This window comes from Streptomyces sp. NPDC004111 (genome assembly GCF_042874215.1).
Lineage (GTDB): Bacteria > Actinomycetota > Actinomycetes > Streptomycetales > Streptomycetaceae > Streptomyces.
Window position 1 is genome coordinate 248,911 of record NZ_JBIAMU010000007.1, and the last position, 17,507, is coordinate 266,417.

At 73.0% G+C, this 17,507-nt stretch carries 13 protein-coding genes; 9 read left to right on the top strand and 4 right to left on the bottom strand.

Going from position 1 to position 17,507, the window contains the following annotated elements:
- The first annotated feature begins 44 nt into the window (after positions 1 to 44).
- The 5 genes from ACFYVL_RS16660 (at position 45) to ACFYVL_RS16680 (ending at position 5,021) form a co-directional block, all read left to right on the top strand.
- Positions 45 to 1,196, top strand: a complete 1,152-nt coding sequence (locus ACFYVL_RS16660; RefSeq protein WP_389245226.1) for an ABC transporter ATP-binding protein — start codon at positions 45 to 47, stop codon at positions 1,194 to 1,196.
- On the top strand, positions 1,193 to 2,113 hold the full coding sequence (locus tag ACFYVL_RS16665; RefSeq protein ID WP_389245228.1) for an ABC transporter permease: 921 nt from the start codon (positions 1,193 to 1,195) through the stop codon (positions 2,111 to 2,113). The genes ACFYVL_RS16660 and ACFYVL_RS16665 overlap by 4 nt, the downstream gene beginning before the upstream one ends.
- On the top strand, positions 2,113 to 2,916 hold the full coding sequence (locus ACFYVL_RS16670) for an ABC transporter permease (protein ID WP_389245230.1): 804 nt from the start codon (positions 2,113 to 2,115) through the stop codon (positions 2,914 to 2,916). Before ACFYVL_RS16665 ends, ACFYVL_RS16670 begins: the two co-directional genes overlap by 1 nt.
- A 22-nt stretch (positions 2,917 to 2,938) precedes the next feature.
- Positions 2,939 to 4,357 carry an NAD(P)/FAD-dependent oxidoreductase gene (locus ACFYVL_RS16675; protein WP_389245232.1) on the top strand — a complete coding sequence of 473 codons (1,419 nt, stop codon included), beginning with the start codon at positions 2,939 to 2,941 and terminating at the stop codon, positions 4,355 to 4,357.
- 178 nt (positions 4,358 to 4,535) lie between these two features.
- Positions 4,536 to 5,021, top strand: a complete 486-nt coding sequence (locus ACFYVL_RS16680; protein ID WP_389245234.1) for a hypothetical protein — start codon at positions 4,536 to 4,538, stop codon at positions 5,019 to 5,021.
- Positions 5,022 to 5,080: 59 nt separating this feature from the next.
- Here the strand turns inward: ACFYVL_RS16680 and ACFYVL_RS16685 are convergent, their stop codons facing one another.
- Together ACFYVL_RS16685 and gabT are read right to left on the bottom strand one after the other, a co-directional pair.
- Positions 5,081 to 5,770 carry a phosphatase PAP2 family protein gene (locus tag ACFYVL_RS16685; RefSeq protein WP_389245236.1) on the bottom strand — a complete coding sequence of 230 codons (690 nt, stop codon included), beginning with the start codon at positions 5,768 to 5,770 and terminating at the stop codon, positions 5,081 to 5,083.
- 269 nt (positions 5,771 to 6,039) lie between these two features.
- Complete coding sequence (gene gabT / locus ACFYVL_RS16690; protein WP_389245238.1) at positions 6,040 to 7,371, bottom strand: 4-aminobutyrate--2-oxoglutarate transaminase; 1,332 nt, start codon at positions 7,369 to 7,371, stop codon at positions 6,040 to 6,042.
- A 279-nt stretch (positions 7,372 to 7,650) separates the two neighbouring features.
- On the opposite strand from gabT, the gene ACFYVL_RS16695 reads away from it, so the two are divergent.
- The 4 genes from ACFYVL_RS16695 (at position 7,651) to ACFYVL_RS16710 (ending at position 14,780) form a co-directional block, all read left to right on the top strand.
- Entirely contained in the window at positions 7,651 to 10,017 is a 2,367-nt protein-coding gene (locus ACFYVL_RS16695; RefSeq protein ID WP_389245240.1) for an ATP/GTP-binding protein, read from the top strand.
- Between the two features lie 113 nt (positions 10,018 to 10,130).
- On the top strand, positions 10,131 to 11,717 hold the full coding sequence (locus ACFYVL_RS16700; protein ID WP_389245242.1) for a PucR family transcriptional regulator: 1,587 nt from the start codon (positions 10,131 to 10,133) through the stop codon (positions 11,715 to 11,717).
- 276 nt (positions 11,718 to 11,993) lie between these two features.
- Entirely contained in the window at positions 11,994 to 13,439 is a 1,446-nt protein-coding gene (locus tag ACFYVL_RS16705; protein WP_389245244.1) for an aldehyde dehydrogenase family protein, read from the top strand.
- Positions 13,440 to 13,493: 54 nt separating this feature from the next.
- A complete protein-coding gene (locus tag ACFYVL_RS16710) occupies positions 13,494 to 14,780 on the top strand; it encodes an ROK family protein (protein ID WP_389245246.1) in 1,287 nt (428 codons plus the stop codon).
- Here the strand turns inward: ACFYVL_RS16710 and ACFYVL_RS16715 are convergent.
- Together ACFYVL_RS16715 and xylA are read right to left on the bottom strand one after the other, a co-directional pair.
- Positions 14,764 to 16,023 carry a MalY/PatB family protein gene (locus ACFYVL_RS16715; protein ID WP_389245248.1) on the bottom strand — a complete coding sequence of 420 codons (1,260 nt, stop codon included), beginning with the start codon at positions 16,021 to 16,023 and terminating at the stop codon, positions 14,764 to 14,766. The genes ACFYVL_RS16710 and ACFYVL_RS16715 overlap by 17 nt on opposite strands.
- 232 nt (positions 16,024 to 16,255) lie before the next feature.
- A complete protein-coding gene (xylA, locus tag ACFYVL_RS16720; RefSeq protein WP_389245250.1) occupies positions 16,256 to 17,425 on the bottom strand; it encodes a xylose isomerase in 1,170 nt (389 codons plus the stop codon).
- Positions 17,426 to 17,507: the final 82 nt, after the last annotated feature.

A 17,507-nucleotide genomic window follows, 5' to 3' on the forward strand; every position in this document is an offset into this window, starting at 1 on the left:
CCCGCACCCCTGCCGCAACCCGACTCCCCCTGGGACCGCAACCCATGACTCAGAAGACCGAAGGCGGCGACGTCCGCCTCGCCGGGATCAGCAAGACGTACGGCTCGTTCACGGCCGTGCACCCGCTCGACCTGACCGTTCCGCAGGGCTCCTTCTTCGCCCTGCTCGGCGCGTCCGGCTGCGGCAAGACGACGACCCTGCGCATGATCGCCGGCCTGGAGGAGCCGTCCACCGGCACCGTCTCGCTCGGCGCCACCGACGTGACGCACCTGCCGCCCTACAAGCGCCCGGTGAACACCGTCTTCCAGAGCTACGCGCTCTTCCCGCACCTCGACATCAGCGAGAACGTCGCCTTCGGGCTGCGCCGCCGCGGCATCAAGTCGGTCAAGAAGCAGGTCGACGACATGCTCGACCTCGTCCAGCTCGGCCAGTTCGCGAAGCGCAAGCCGCACCAGCTCTCCGGCGGCCAGCAGCAGCGCGTCGCCGTCGCCCGCGCACTGATCAACCACCCGCAGGTGCTGCTCCTCGACGAGCCGCTGGGTGCGCTCGACCTCAAGCTGCGCCGTCAGATGCAGCTGGAGCTCAAGCGCATCCAGACCGAGGTCGGCATCACCTTCGTGCACGTCACCCACGACCAGGAGGAGGCCATGACGATGGCCGACCAGGTCGCGGTGATGAACGGCGGCCGGGTCGAGCAGCTCGGCGCCCCCGCCGACCTGTACGAGAACCCGCGCACCACCTTCGTCGCCAACTTCCTCGGCACCTCGAACCTGATCGAGGCCCAGGTCGCCGCGACCTCCTCCGACATCACCACGGTGACCTGCGGCGACACCAAGCTGAAGCTGCCCACGGAACGATGTCGCACCCGGACCGCGGCCGGGGACAAGATCCTGGTCGGCGTCCGCCCGGAGAAGGTGTCGATCGTCCACGGCGACGACGCCGCCCGGATCCCCGAGGGCCGCAACCGGCTCACCGGACGCATCGTCGCCGCCAGCTTCATCGGCGTCTCCACCCAGTTCATCGTCGACAGCCCGGCCTGCGCCGACTTCGAGGTGTACGTCCAGAACGTCGAGCGCGACGCCCGGCTCGCCCACGGCACCGAGGTCGTCCTGCACTGGAACCCCGAGCACACCTTCGGGCTCGACGCCGACCAGGCCATCGACGCGGGCGTGCAGTCGGTGGAGGACGCCTCGTGAGCGTCACCGAAGCCCCGGCGAAGACCGTGGACCCACCCGTCCACCGGGTCTCGACGCGCAAGCGCCTGGTCCCCTACTGGCTGCTGCTGCCCGGCATCCTGTGGCTGCTCGTCTTCTTCGCGCTGCCGCTCGTCTACCAGGCCTCGACCTCCGTCCAGCAGGGTTCGCTGGAGGCCGGCTTCAAGGTCACCTGGCACTTCCAGACCTACTGGGACGCGCTGAGCGAGTACTGGCCGCAGTTCGTCCGCTCGCTGCTGTACGCGGGCACGGCGACCGTGCTGTGCCTGCTGCTCGGCTACCCGCTGGCGTACCTCATCGCCTTCAAGGCGGGGCGCTGGCGCAACCTGGTGCTGGTACTGGTCATCGCGCCGTTCTTCACCAGCTTCCTGATCCGCACGCTGGCCTGGAAGACGATCCTGGCCGACGGCGGCCCGGTGGTCGACGTCCTCAACACCCTGCACGTCCTGGACGTCACCAACTTCCTCGGCTGGACCGAGGGCAGCCGGCTGCTCGCCACCCCGCTCGCGGTGGTCTGCGGTCTGACGTACAACTTCCTGCCCTTCATGATCCTGCCGCTCTACACCTCGCTGGAGCGGATCGACGGCAGGCTGCACGAGGCGGCCGGCGACCTCTACGCGACGCCGGCGACGACCTTCCGCAAGGTGACCTTCCCGCTGTCCATGCCGGGCGTCGTCTCCGGCACGCTGCTGACCTTCATCCCGGCGGCCGGTGACTACGTCAACGCCGAACTGCTCGGCTCGACCGACACCAAGATGGTCGGCTCGGTCATCCAGTCGCAGTTCCTGCGGGTCCTCGACTACCCGACGGCCGCCGCGCTGTCCTTCATCCTCATGGCGATCGTGCTGGTCATGGTCACCGTCTACATGCGCAAGTCCGGGACGGAGGACCTCGTCTGATGGCCGCACTGAAGTGGGTCCGGCGCAATCTCGTGGTCATCGCGGGACTGCTGACGCTCGCGTACATGATCCTGCCGAACATCGTCGTGATGGTGTTCTCGTTCAACAAGCCCAACGGGCGCTTCAACTACGCCTGGCAGCAGTTCTCGCTGGACGCCTGGAAGGACCCGTGCGGCGTCGCCGACCTGTGCGGCTCGCTCGCCCTGTCGCTCCAGCTGGCCGCCTGGGCGACGCTGGGTGCGACCGTGCTCGGCACGATGATCGCCTTCGCGCTGGTCCGCTACCGGTTCCGGGCGCGCGGCGCGATCAACTCGCTGATCTTCCTGCCGATGGCGATGCCCGAGGTCGTCATGGCCGCCTCCCTGCTCACCCTCTTCCTCAACATGGGTGCCCCGCTCGGCTTCTGGACCGTGCTGATCGCGCACATCATGTTCTGCCTCAGCTTCGTCGTCACGGCCGTGAAGGCCCGCGTGATGTCGATGGACCCGAGGCTGGAGGAGGCCGCCCGCGACCTCTACGCGGGACCCTTCCAGACCTTCGTACGGGTCACCCTGCCGATCGCCGCGCCCGGCATCGCGGCGGGAGCGCTGCTGGCCTTCTCGCTGTCGTTCGACGACTTCATCATCACGAACTTCAACGCGGGTTCGACCGTCACCTTCCCCATGTTCGTCTGGGGCTCGGCACAGCGCGGCACACCCGTACAAATCAACGTCATTGGTACAGCTATGTTCGTCATCGCCGTACTGGTGGTCCTCGGCGGTCAGCTCGTCGCCAACCGCCGCAAGAGCGCAACACCCAAGTAAGTCCCCGAAGGAGTTGGAAACCATGGCCCCGGTTGCCATGCGTAGTGCCGCACGATCCCTTTCCGGCGCGAAGCCGGTGTCGTTCTGGCTGGACGACCCCGACCGTCCCGCCCCCGAGCCGTCCCTCACCGGGGACGAGCGCTGCGACCTCCTCGTCATCGGCGGCGGTTACAGCGGCCTGTGGACCGCGCTGATCGCCAAGGAGCGCGACCCGCAGCGCGACGTGGTGCTCATCGAGGCGAACGAGGTGGGCTGGGCCGCCTCCGGACGCAACGGCGGCTTCTGCGCCGCCTCCCTCACCCACGGCCTCGGCAACGGCATCGCCCGCTGGCCCGAGGAGATCGGCAAGCTGGAGGAACTGGGCGAGCGCAACCTCGACGCCATCGAGGAGGCCGTCGCCCGGTACGGGATCGACTGCGCCTTCGAGCGCACCGGCGAGATCGACGTGGCCACCGAGCCGCACCAGCTCGAAGAGCTCCACGAGATGTACGCCGAGGCCGAGAAGCTGGGCCTCACCGAGCACGTCGAGATGCTGGACGCGGACGCGATGCGCGCCGAGGTCGACTCGCCCACCTTCCTGGGCGGCATGTGGGACAAGCGCGGCGTGGCCATGCTCAACCCGGCCCGGCTCGCCTGGGGCCTCAAGCGCGCCTGCCTCGACCTGGGCGTCCGCGTCTACGAGCACACCAAGGGCACCGAACTCGCCTCGGACGCCAACGGGACCGCCGTACGCACCTCCTACGGCCGGGTCTTCGCCCGCCGCGTGGCACTGGGCACGAACGTTTTTCCCTCGCTCGTGAAGCGGCTGCGGCACTTCACCGTCCCGGTCTACGACTACGCCCTGATGACCGAGCCGCTCACCGACGAGCAGCTGGCCTCCGTCGGCTGGAAGAACCGGGCCGGGCTCGGCGACAGCGCCAACCAGTTCCACTACTTCCGCATCTCCGCGGACAACCGCATCCTGTGGGGCGGCTACGACGCGGTCTACCACTACGGCGGCAGGCTCAGCGCCGAGCTCGACCACCGCCCGGAGACCTACCTCAAGCTGGCCGAGCACTTCTTCACCTGCTTCCCGCAGCTGGAGGGACTGCGCTTCACCCACGCCTGGGGCGGCGCCATCGACACCTGCACCCGCTTCTCCGCCTTCTTCGGCACCGCGCACGCCGGCAAGGTCGCCTACGCGGCCGGCTACACCGGCCTCGGCGTGGGCGCGACCCGCTTCGGCGCGGAGGTCATGCTCGACCTCCTGGACGGGAGGAAGACCGAGCGCACCGAGCTGGAGATGGTCCGCAGCAAGCCGCTCCCCTTCCCGCCCGAGCCGGTCGCCTGGGCGGGCATCGAGATCACCAAGCGCTCGATGGCCCGCGCCGACGACAACGGCGGCAGGCGCAACATCTGGCTGAAGACCATGGACAGGCTGGGCCTCGGCTTCGACAGCTGAGCCACCGCGCACGGCACCTGTGCGCCCCCGGCCGCTCCGGGGGCGCACAACCGTGTCCGCCGGGTGCCGCCACTCACCACCGACAAGTGGTGAAACCCGCGTCATGATCCGCCCCCGCCGCGCTCTCACCTGTGTACGCAACTCCGGTGCACAGACGAAGCGAGGGAGGCCGGGCACGATGGCTGGCTCGGATGCGAAGACCGCGGTGGAGTGGCTCGTCTCGGTGGCCCCCGACCCCGACGCGTGCCGCTGGGAGTGGGAGCGCAGTCCGCTGGGCGTCGCCCTGCTCCCGGCCGGCCGCCGCTGGGACGTACTGATCCTGCCGGGCACCCTCGGCTACCCCACGCTCGACGTGCTGGCCCGGCTGGTGGACCGCCCCGGCCCGGTCCTCTCCGACTTCGGGGACAGCCGCATGGGCTTCTTCGTCCCCGCGGGCACGGTCGCCCGCTGGGTCGGCACCGGGGTGCGGGGCGCGGGCCGCGGCACCTGGATCGTGGTGCCCCACCCGCGCCGCGCCGCCACCGGCGGCGTCCGCTGGCTGGTCGCCCCGGACGGCCGCGGCACCCTCACCGACCCGACCCTGCTGGAACTCGCGATGCACGAGGCGGCGAGCCGGATGGCGGACGACGGGCGCCCCGACGACGGGAAGCCGTACGACACCTGAGCGGGCGCCGACCGGCGGCGCTCGAACCGGGCACCGCGGAGGCGGTGCCCGAGCCGCCGCTACCGCGGCGGTGGCGGACGCCCCGCTGTGCCCCGGCCGGGCGCGCGGCGTACGGCCAGGCACACGGGCGCCAGCAGCAGCACCGCCAGACAGCAGCTGCCCACGACGTCCAACGGCCAGTGGTAGCCGCGCAGTACCAGCCCGACGCCGGTCGCCGCGGTGAGCACCAGCGCGACGGCCACCGGCCACCGGCGGTGCACGCACGCCCCGACCAGCAGCGCGGCCCCGCCGTACGCGACCGCCGCCGTCGCCGTGTGCCCGGAAGGGAAGTAGCCGCTCGCCGCGGGGCCGGTCGGCGCCGGCCGCCCCACCAGCGCCTTCAGCGGTACGACGACGGCCGGGACCAGCGCCGTCGCCGCCGCTGCCGCGAGGACCGGCAGCCGCTGCCCGCGCCACAGCGCGTACCCGAGCGCCACCGCGAGCACCGGCAGCGCGACCTGCACGGCGCCCAGGTCCGCGAGGAACTCGGTGACGGGGCGCGGCCCGCGGCCGACGACGGCCCGGCTCAGCCGCTCGTCGGCGCGCAGCAGCGGGCCCCTGGTCACGACCTGCCAGGTGATCAGCGCGAAGAGCAGCGCGCTCAGCGCGACGGTGCGCGCGAAAGCCGACTGCCCCGGAGCAGGGGGGGTGGCTCCGGGGCAGTCGGTGGGACCGGAGGGACGGACGCCCCGGGGGGTGTGGGGCGTCACGCCGTCCGATCGGTGAGGAGATCCGGAGCCGTCGGCCCCGGCAGTGTGCGCGAAGGCACGACCAGGTCGAAGCCGGGAAAGCGTCGTCCTGGTCTCGTCCGCAGTCCCCTGCGGACGGGGTGTTTCTCTCATCTGCCAGGAACCGTACGACAGGAAGAAGGGGACCGACAGCGGGAGTGCGATCCCGCCATTGGCCCCCCACACGTTCTTCACAGCGCCAGTGTGCCGCAGCTCGCGCACGAGTGCGATCGGGCCCCTGGTGAACGTCCTCAGACGCCCGCGAACGCCGCTTCCAGGATGTCCAGACCCTCGTTGAGCAGGTCCTCGCCGATCACCAGCGGCGGCAGGAAGCGCAGCACGTTGCCGTAGGTGCCGCAGGTCAGGACCAGCAGGCCCTCCTGGTGGCAGGCCTTGGCGAGGGCCGCGGTGGCCTCCGGGTTCGGGTCCTTCGTACCGGACTTGACCAGCTCGATCGCGATCATGGCGCCACGGCCGCGGATGTCGCCGACGATGTCGAACTTCTCCTGGATCGCGGCCAGGCGGCCCTTCATGACCTCCTCGATGCGCTTGGCCTTCGCGTTGAGGTCCAGCTCCTTCATCGTCTCGATGGCACCGAGCGCCGCGGCGCAGGCCACCGGGTTGCCGCCGTAGGTGCCGCCGAGGCCGCCGGAGTGCGGGGCGTCCATGATCTCGGCGCGGCCCGTCACGGCGGCGAGCGGCAGACCGCCCGCGATGCCCTTGGCGGTGGTGATCAGGTCCGGGACGACGTTCTCGTCCTCGCAGGCGAACCACTGGCCGGTGCGGCAGAAGCCGGACTGGATCTCGTCCGCGACGAAGACGATGCCGTGGTCCTTGGCGAACTGCGCGACGGCCGGCAGGAAGCCCTTGGCCGGCTCGATGAAGCCGCCCTCGCCGAGCACCGGCTCGATGATGATCGCCGCGACGTTCTCCGCACCGACCTGCTTGTTGATCATCTCGATGGCCTGGGCGGACGCCTCGGCACCGGCGTTCTCGGCACCGGTCGGCCAGCGGTAGCCGTAGGCCACCGGGACGCGGTAGACCTCGGGCGCGAACGGGCCGAAGCCCTGCTTGTACGGCATGTTCTTCGCCGTCAGCGCCATCGTCAGGTTGGTACGGCCGTGGTAGCCGTGGTCGAAGACGACGACGGCCTGGCGCTTGGTGTACGCGCGGGCGATCTTCACCGCGTTCTCGACGGCCTCGGCGCCCGAGTTGAACAGCGCGGACTTCTTCGCGTGGTCGCCCGGGGTCAGCTCGGCGAGCTGCTCGCAGACCTCGACGTAGCCCTCGTACGGGGTGACCATGAAACAGGTGTGGGTGAAGTCCTGCAGCTGGGCGGAGGCCCGGCGCACCACGGCCTCGGCGGACGCGCCGACCGAGGTCACGGCGATGCCGGAACCGAAGTCGATCAGCCGGTTGCCGTCGACGTCCTCGACGATGCCGCCGCCCGCGCGCGTGGTGAACACGGGAAGGACGGAACCCACCCCACCGGCCACCGTGGCCGTGCGGCGGGCCTGAAGCTCCTGCGACTTCGGGCCGGGGATGGCGGTGACGACGCGGCGCTCCTGCGGGACTGCGCTCATGAGGGGCTCCTCGGGTGGGGTGGGGGCCCTGCACTTCAATTGAATACAGGGGTGAATCGGACGCTTTGGCTACTTCGCAGGCTAGGGGCGGGGCGGGCGCGCGGGCATGTTCCGTCTCGGAGAAGTACGCGCGTCGCGTTGTCCGCCACGGACATAGCGGGCCGCGCGTACGAGGAGCGCCGAACGCGGGGGCGGGGCGACTAGGTTGGGCCCCGGCAGCGGGCCCCACGGGGCCCGGTCAGGGACGTACAGCTGGTTCGTGGGGACGAGGGGCAGCACATGAACACCGGTGACAGGCACGACGGCGCGCACACCACCCGTGCGGGCGCGGTGCCGAGGCCTGCCGGACCACCGCCGCCGGACCTGCCGCCGGTGCCGCGGGCCCCGGCCGCCGCACCGCCGCTGTCCCGGGTGGAGGACTGGCTGCGGAAGTCCCGGCCGGCCGCCGACCCCGGGTACTGGCGGTACGGGCACGTGCCGCGCCCCGAGCTGCCCGCCGAGGACGCGGTGACCAACCGCTCGCTGGTGGTCGGCGCGGTCATCTCGCTGCTCACCGGAATGCTGGTGTGGTCGATGTGGTGGAACAACTACATCCCCTACTGGCTGGTCCCCCTGAAACTGGTCACCCCCGGCGACTGGTGGGGCCTGGGCATCAACGGCGGCCCGGTCAACAACCAGGCCCGCGACGCCGTGATCATCTACACCGGGGTGTTCGGCGCGGCCCTGGTGTACGGGTTCGGCAGGCTCGCCAACTGGCGGGAGATCTGGCGGCGCTTCGTCGTCAGCCGCGCCCAGCCCTTCCGGGCGCTGACCGCGGCCTCGCTCGCCTTCCTGGTGCAGGCCCTGGTCTGGACGGGGAAACTGCCGGTCCTGGACCCCGTGCTCACCGCACTGCCCCGGTCCTGGATCGCCAGTGGCGACCGCACCCTCAACACCCTCGTCGTCTACACCGTCTACGCGCTGATCTTCCTCGGTCTGCTCTGGCCGTTCGCCAGGATGGGCGCCTGGGGCGCCGCCCTGCGCTCCCTCTTCCGGCGCAGGCTCCCCAGTACCCCCGCCGCGCCCGTGCACCCCGAGGCCGACCCCGGCCGCTGGCCCGAGCTGCGCGCGGCCGGCGGCACCGAGGCCGCCGACCGGCTCACCGCCGAGGTCCGCGGCGGCCGGATGAACGACGTCGACCTGGTCCGCATCCGGACCGCCTGGCACGCCGTCGGCCAGGACCCCGCCCGCCGCGCCGCCTTCGACGCCACCGTCCTGCGCGACGGCGCCGCCGCCTTCACCCACCCCTCCGGCGCCCGCGACCTGCCCCACCGCACCGCCGTCCACGACCTGCTCACCTCACAGGTGCGCATCGGCCACTACGTCGACGGCGACCCCAACCCGTACCAGCGCTGCGGCGCCGGCACCGCGCTGGAACCCGCGGTCCTCGGCACGTCCCTGCTCGCCGTCGGTCCGCCCGGCGCCGGCAAGACCCGGCGGCTCGTCGCCCCCGTCGTCGAGTCCCTCGCCCTCCAGGCGCTCGCCGGGAAGTGCGCCGTGATCGCCGTGTGCGCCGCCGGGACACCGCTCGCCGACGACGCGGCGTACGACGTCGTCGTCCGGCTGGGCGACGGCACCTCGGTGCACGACCTCGACCTGTACGGCGGCACCAGCGACACCGAGGCCGCGTCCGCCGCCCTGGCCGAAGGACTGGTCGGCGACCTGGAAACGGTCGACACCGGGCGGGCCGCCACCGCGCTGGCCCAGCTCATCGGCCCGTTCCACGCCGTGCACGGCCGCTTCCCCGGCGTGCCCGAGCTGTACGAACTGCTGCGCGCCGACCCGGCTGTGCTGCGCTCCCTCCAGGAGCGGCTCGAAGCGGCCGGACCGCCTTCGATGCTGCGCGACCTCACCGCCCGGATGCGGCAGATGGGCACCGCCGCCGACCCCTGCCCCGCCCTCGCCGACCGGCTGGCCCTGCTCGACCGGCCCGTCTTCGCGGACTTCTTCGACACCGGCGCCGATGCCCGCCCCTTCTCGCTGCGCGCCCTCCAGCAGCACCCCATGCGAGTCCGCATCGAGCTGCCCGAGCGGGGATACCCGGAGGCCTCCCGGCTGCTGGCCCGGCTGGTCCTGGCGCAGTTCCTCGGCGCGATGACCTCCCGCGCGGACCGCGCCCTGTTCGGCTGCCTGGTGCTCGACGACGCTACGGCGACGCTGACCGCCGAGACGGTACGGGGCATCAGCAAACTGCGCTCCGCCAACGCGGGCGTCGTGCTCGGCCTCCGTACCGTCGACGACGTGCCCGAGGCGCTGCACATTCCGCTGCTCGGCGCGGTCGGCTGCCACATGGCGTTCTCCGGGGTCACCACCTGGGACGGCCGGCGCTTCACCGAGGCGTGGGGCACCGAGTGGGTGGAGACCACGGAGGTCGCCCAGCACACGGTCTTCGCCAACCAGCCGCTGACCCGTGCCATGCACGCCTTCCGCAAGATGGTCACCGGCAAGGCCGTCGTCACCAGCGCCGTCACCGTGAAGAAGGTGGAGCGGGAGCGCTGGTCGGCGTCCGAGCTGGCCCGCGGCGTGCCCGCCGGCCACGCCGTCCTCTCCCTGACCACGGTGCGCGGGGAGCACGCGCCGCCGCTGCTGGTGGACCTGCGGGACTGAGCGGGCCCCGGGAGGCGGGCTCGGCAGCGCCGGCCGGGGGTACGCAATGGCAGAATCGGGGGAGCCGTTCGTACGGGACGGCGTACTGCGCCGCCCACTGCCGAAGGCCCCCGATGCCGCCCACGCTCGCCTCCCTCGTCCACCACTCCGCACTCAAGCTCGTCGTGCGCGCGGGCGAGGACCGGCTGGAGACGCCGGTGCGCTGGGCGCACGTCAGCGAGCTCGCCGACCCTGTCCCCTACATGGAGGGCGGCGAACTCCTCCTCATCACCGCGATGAAGCTCGACGCCGAGGACCCCGAGGCGATGCGGCGGTACGTGCGCAGACTGGTCGGGGCGGGCGTGGTGGGCCTCGGCTTCGCGGTGGGCGTCAGCTACGAGGACATCCCGCAGGCCCTCCTCAAGGCGGCCGAGGAGGAGCACCTCCCGCTCCTTGAGGTACCGCGGCGCACCCCCTTCCTGGCGATCTCCAAGGCGGTCTCGGCCGCCATCGCCGCCGACCAGTACCGGGCGGTCACCGCGGGCTTCGAGGCCCAGCGCGAACTGACCAGGGCCGCGCTGGCGGGCCCCGCCGAGCTGGTCGCCAGGCTCGCCGCGCACGTGGACGGCTGGGCGGCCGTGTACGACGCCGCCGGCGCGGTGGTGGCCGCCGCCCCCGACTGGGCGGGCCGCCGCGCCACCCGGCTCGCCGACGACGTGGAACGGCTCCGGCTGCGGCCCGCGCCCGCGAGCGCGGTGGTCGGCGGCACCGACGACCGGGTCGAGCTCCAGTCGCTCGGCGCGGGCCGGCGGGCGCGCGGGGCGCTCGCGGTCGGCACGGCGGCCCCGCTGGGCACGGCTGAGCGGTACGCGGTGCACTCCGCCATCGCGCTCCTCACCCTCACCACCGAACGCACCCGCGCCCTCCAGGCAGCGGAGGCCCGGCTCGGCGCCGCCGTGCTGCGGATGCTGCTGGCCGGTGAACCGGACCACGCGCGCGCGGTCGCCGGAGACCTGTACGGCGGTCTGCTGGACGCCCCCTTCCGGCTGCTGATCGCCGAGGCGGCGGGCGACGCGGCGGACGCGGCCGAACCCCTCCAGGCCCTGGTCGACGCACTCGAATCGGCGGCGGCGCGGGCCGGCGAGGCCATCCTCGTCGTACCGGACGGGGTACGGGTGGTGATCCTCGCGGCCGACGGCGGCGAGGCGGTGGCCGCGTGCGCGGTGCACACGGCGACGGCGGTACGCGGCGGCGACCAGGCCCGCCCGCTGGAGCCCGCCGAGCAGGACGACCTGGTCGTGGGCCTGTCCGCACCGGCCGGACCGATCGCCGCCGCCACCGCCTTCAAACAGGCGGAACAGGCCCTCTCGGTGGCCCGCCGGCGGGGCCGCACCCTGGTCGAGCACGAGGAACTGGCGACCGGCTCCGTCCTGCCGCTCCTCGCGGACGACGCGGTGCGCGCCTTCGCGGACGGGATGCTGCGCGCGCTGCACGAGCACGACGCGACGGGCCGCGGAGACCTGGTCGCCTCGCTGCGCGCGTGGCTCTCCCGGCACGGCCAGTGGGACGCGGCAGCGGCCCAACTGGGAGTACACCGGCACACGCTGCGGTACCGGATGCGCAGGGTGGAGGAGATCCTGGGGCGCTCCCTGGACGATCCGGACGTACGGATGGAGCTGTGGCTGGCGCTGAAGGCGACGTCGATGGGGGCGGGGGAGTAGGGGCACGGGGAACCACGCGAGCGGGCACGACGAAAGCCGCGGACGGGCACCCGGCCCGGGAGGGCCCGCCACCCGTTCCGGGAAGGGGCGGGGTGGGGCGGGCTGGGGGAGAGCCTCCGCGCAGCGGGCCCGGCGGCGTGGGCGTCCACCAATCCGGCACGGGGCCGATCGCCAACACTCCACCCTGGACAAGCGACGCACCCCGTCCCCGCCCCTACGGTGGAACCGAAGAACCACCTCCGCACATCCCCGTACTCGGAAGGGCCGGATACCCCTATGACTTCCACCCACGCCTTCTGGCTCGCCGGCCGCCAGGCCACCGGCGACGACGCCTTCGACGTGACCTCCCCGTGGGACGGCCGTCTCGTCGGCCGGGCCAGTGTGCCGACCGACGCCCAGGTCGAAGAGGCCGTCGCCGCCGCGTACGCCGTGCGCGACGAGTTCTCCGCCACCCCGGCCCACGTCCGCGCCGCCGCCCTCAACCACGTCGCCGACCGTCTGGTCGAGCGCACCGAGGAGATCGCCCAGCTGATCTCCGGCGAGAACGGCAAGCCCGTCAAGTGGGCGCGCGGCGAGGTCGGCCGGGCCGTCTCCGTGTTCCGGTTCGCGGCCGAGGAGGCCCGCCGGTTCAACGGCGGCGAGGCCCAGCGCCTCGACACCGACGCCGGCGGCGTCGGCCGCCTCGCCCTCACCCGCCGCTTCACCCGCGGCGTCGTCCTGGGCATCGCACCGTTCAACTTCCCGCTGAACCTGTGCGCCCACAAGGTCGCCCCGGCCATCGCCGTCGGCGCCCCGATCATCCTCAAGCCCGCCCCGGCCACCCCGCTCTCCGGGCTCGTCCTCGGCGAGCTGCTCGCCGAGACCGACCTCCCGGCCGGTTCCTGGTCGGTGCTGCCTGTGGCCAACGAGAAGATGCCCGCCCTGGTCCAGGACGAGCGCCTGCCGGTCATCTCCTTCACCGGCTCCGACAAGGTCGGCTACGCGATCATGGACTCGGTGCCGCGCAAGCACTGCACCCTGGAGCTCGGCGGCAACGGTGCGGCCGTCGTCCTGCCCGACTTCGCCTCCGACAAGGACCTGGACTGGGCCGCGACCCGCATCGCGACCTTCTCCAACTACCAGGGCGGCCAGTCCTGCATCTCCGTGCAGCGGGTGATCGCCGACGCGTCCGTGTACGACCGGCTCGTACCGAAGATCGTCGCCGCCGTCGAGGCGCAGGTCACCGGTGACCCGTCCGACGCCGCCACCGACGTCGGCCCGCTGGTCAGCGAGGACGCGGCCAAGCGCGTCGAGTCCTGGGTGGACGAGGCCGTCAAGGCCGGTGCGCAGCTGCTCACCGGCGGCAAGCGGGACGGGGCCGCCTACGCCCCCACCGTGCTCGCCGACCTGCCCGCCGATGTGACCCTCTCCTGCGAGGAGGTCTTCGGACCGGTCCTCTCCGTGCAGAAGGTGGACGGCGAGGCCGCGGCCTTCGAGGCGGTCAACTCCTCCAAGTACGGCCTCCAGGCGGGCCTGTTCACGCACGACATCCAGGCGGCCTTCCGCGGCCACCGCGCCCTTGAGGTCGGCGGCGTGATCGTCGGCGACGTCCCGTCGTACCGCGCCGACCAGATGCCGTACGGCGGTGTGAAGCAGTCCGGCGTCGGCCGCGAGGGCGTCCGCTACGCCATGGACGACTACACGTACGAGCGCGTCATGGTCCTCACCGGCATCGACCTGTAGGACGCGGGACGGTCCGGGTGCCGCCCAGGGGAGGCCAGTAGGCTCGTCGTCATCATGACGATCAGCTCACCGGCCTCCCCTCCGGCGTCCCCGCCCCCGGCCGGGCCCCCGCGTTCCCTGGGGGCCAAGGCCGACAAGGACACCGTGCGGCGGCACAACCTCAGCCTGGTGCTGCGGGCCGTGCACGACGAGGGCGAGATCACCAGGGCCAAGGTCGCCGCCCGCGTCGGACTCACCAGGGCCGCCGTGTCCTCGCTGGTGGAACAGCTCCTGGAGGGCGGCTTCCTCGCCGAGTCCGGCAAGACCTTCAGCGGCCAGGCCGGACGGCCCGGCACCGTGCTCCAGGTGGCCCGCACCGGCGCCGCCGGACTCGGCGTCGAGATCAACATCGACTACGTCGCCGTGTGCGTCGCCGACCTCGCCGGCACCGACCGGGTCCGCCTCACCGAGCACCTGGACAACCGCGGCACCCCGCCCGCCGACGTCTTCCACCGGGTCGCCCGCATCGCCCAACGCGCCCTGGAATCAGCGCGGGAGCAGCAACTGCGCGTCGTGGGAGTGCAGTTGGGGCTGCCCGGACTGGTCTCCGGCGGCACCGTACGGCAGGCCCCGAACCTCGGCTGGAGCCGGGTCGCCGTCGAGGGGCTCTTCGCCCAGGCGCTCGCCGCCCTGCGCCCCGGCCACCCCGTCCTGCCGGTCAGCGCCGACAACGAGGCCAACCTCGCCGCCCTCGCCGAACTCTGGTGCGCCGGGCCCGGTGCCGCCCGCTCCTTCCTCTACCTCACCGGCGAGGTGGGCGTCGGCGGCGCCCTCGTCCTGGACGGCCGGCTGCTGCGCGGCGCGCACGGCTTCGCCGGCGAGATCGGCCACGTCGTGGCGCACGCCGAAGGCCCCCCGTGCCGCTGCGGCGCGCGCGGCTGCCTGGAGCAGTACGCCGGTCAGCTCGCCCTGCTGCGCAACGCCGGCCTCGACGAGAACGCCGGAGTGCCCGGCGTCGCCGAACTGGAGCGCAGGGCCGCCGCCGGGGACGCCGCCGCGCTGGGCGCGCTGCGCACGGCGGGCGAGAAGCTGGGCCTCGTCCTGTCCGGCGCGGTCAACCTCCTCGACCCGGAGGCCGTCGTCCTCGGCGGCATCTACCGGGGCCTCGCTCCCTGGCTGGTCCCGGCGGTCGACGCCGAACTCGCCGTCCGCGTGGTGTCCGGGCTGTGGCCCGCCGGATCGGGCAGGCTGCGCCCCTCGTCGCTGGCGGGCGACGCCGCGCGCGGGGCCGCCGCCCTGGTGGTGCGGGACGTCCTGGCCGACCCCGTGGCGTACGGGGAGCGGGTCAGCCCGCCGCGGTGAGCGGGCCCGTGGCGCGGGCCGCGGCGGCCCCCTGCGAGGTGCCGGCCGTTTCCCCGTACGTCCGGGCGAGCCGGTCCAGGGCCTCGTCGAGGAGCGGGCGCGGGGTGGCCAGGTTCAGCCGCGCGTACCCGGCGTACCCGGCGCCGAACGAGCCGCCCGCACTGACCGCGACCCGCGCCCGCCGGGCGGTCAGCTCGGTCAGCCGCGCGTCGTCGGCGCCCGCCCAGTCCCGGCAGTCCAGCCAGGCCAGACAGGTTCCGTCGGGCTCGACGAGCCGCAGCCCCGGCATCCTGGCGGCCAGCGTGCCGCGCAGCAGCGCGAGGTTGCCGTCGAGGTGGGCCAGCAGCGCGTCCAGCCAGGGGGCGCCCTCGCGGTACGCGGCCAGGGTCGCGGTGGCCGCGAAGAAGGCGGGGTTGAGCATCCCGGCCGCCCGCATCGCCGCGGTGAGCCGCTCGCGCCGGAGCGGGTCGGGGACGTGGAGGTTGGATATCTCCAGGCCGGCCAGGTTGAACGTCTTGTTGGGGGAGACGCAGGTGACGGTGGCCGCGGCGATGTCCGCACCGAGGGAGGCGAGGAAGGTGTGCCGCCGGCCGCGGTCCGTGCCCGGCGCGGCGAAGCCGGTGAAGTCGGCGTACACGTCGTCGGAGATCACCAGCAGGTCGTGCCGCAGGGCGAGTTCGGCGAGCCGTTCCAGTTCGGCGCGCTCCCAGACCCGGCCGGTCGGATTGTGCGGGGAGCACAGCAGCAGCGCCCGTACGCCCTCGGTGCGGACCGCCCGCTCCATGTGGGCGAAGTCCATCTCGTACCTGCCGCGCCCCGAGTCGTACCGCAGCGGACTCTCCACCAGGCGGCGGCCGTTGAGCCCGACGGCCGAGGCGGTCGGCGCGTAGTACGGGGTGTGCACCAGGACGCCGTCGCCGGGGGCGGTCTCGGCGCGCAGCAGCAGAGGTACGGCCTCCACGATCCGCTGCACGTGCACGAACAGGCCGGGGTCGGTGTGCCAGCCGTGACGGCCCGCCAGCCAGTCGGCGACCGCGGGGAAGTAGTCGGCCGGCAGGTCGGTGTAGCCGTAGATGCCGTGCCGGGCACGGGCGGCGACCGCGTCGACGACGGCGGGCGGCGCGGGGAAGTCCATGTCGGCCACGGAGAGCGGAATGATCCCCGCGCCGTACGCGGCCAGCGGGGTGTCCCACTTGGCCGCGCCGGTGCCCGCCCGCTCGACGACGGTGTCGAAGTCGTACATCCCGCTGCTCCCCTGCTGCTGTCCCGGGCCCGGCTCCCGCGCCCCCTGTCCCGCAAGCATCGGATGGGAACGGGCCGGACACGAGGGTCTTTCGACCCTGGCACGGGGCACGCGGCACGGGGCACGCGGCACGGGGCACGCGGCGGGCCGGGGCCCACAGCAGGCGGCCGACCCCCGGCCCCTCCCGCAGCCCGCTGCCGCCGCGCGGACTGCCGACCGGCGCCCCCGCCCGCTACCGCACCGCGAGCAGGTGCTCCATCGCCAGCTGGTCCAGCCGCTCGAACGCCATCGACCGCTCCGCAGCCGCCGTCACGTCGAAGTCCTCGTACGCGCTCCGGTCGGCCAGCAGCCCCGCGAGCCCGTCCGCCGCCGTGGGCCGCGCCAGCTCGTCCAGCCGCGAGTCCCGCAGCGCCTGCTGGACGGCCGGGTCCGCACGGAAGGCCGCCGCGCGCTCCTTGAGGATCAGGTAGTTGCGCATGCAGCCGGCCGCCGACTCCCACACCCCGTCGAAGCCGTCGGTGCGCACCGGCTTGAAGTCGAAGTGCCGGGGACCCTCGTACCCGGCCGTCTCCAGCAGGTCCACCAGCCAGAACGCCTGACGCAGGTCGCCCGCGCCGAACCGGAAGTCCTGGTCGTACTTGATGCCGGTCTGCCCGTTGAGGTCGATGTGGAAGAGCTTGCCCGCCCACAGGGCCTGCGCGATGCCGTGCGGGAAGTTCAGCCCGGCCATCTGCTCGTGTCCGGTCTCCGGGTTGACCCCCACCAGCTCGGGGCGCTCCAGCCGCTCGATGAAGGCCAGCGCGTGGCCGATGGTCGGCAGCAGGATGTCGCCGCGCGGCTCGTTGGGCTTGGGCTCGACGGCGAAGCGCAGGTCGAGGCCCTGTTCGGTGACGTACTCGCCGAGCAGGTCGAAGGCCTCCTTCATCCGGTCCAGGGCGACGCGCACGTCCTTGGCGCCGCCGGACTCGGCGCCCTCGCGCCCGCCCCAGGCGACGTAGGTCGTCGCGCCCAGCTCCACGGCGAGGTCGATGTTGCGGATCGTCTTGCGCAGCGCGAAGCGGCGGACGTCGCGGTCGTTGGCGGTGAAGCCGCCGTCCTTGAAGACGGGGTGGGTGAAGAGGTTCGTGGTCGCCATCGGCACCTTCATGCCGGTCTCCTCCAGCGCCCGCCGGAACCGCTTCACCAGGGCGTCGCGCTCGGCGTCGGACGTCCCGAAGGGGATCAGGTCGTCGTCGTGGAAGGTCACTCCGTGCGCCCCGAGACCGGCGAGCCGGTGCACCGATTCGACCGGGTCGAGGGCGGGCCTGGTGGCGTCCCCGAAGGGGTCACGGCCCTGCCAGCCGACCGTCCACAGGCCGAAGGTGAACCGGTCCTCGGGGGTGGGGGTGTAGCGGTCCGTCATCGTCGGGCACCTCTTCGTCTTGGTCCTCGCGGCTTCGCCCTGCTGGTCAGCGGTATTTGTTTGCTGACATGGCAAATACTGT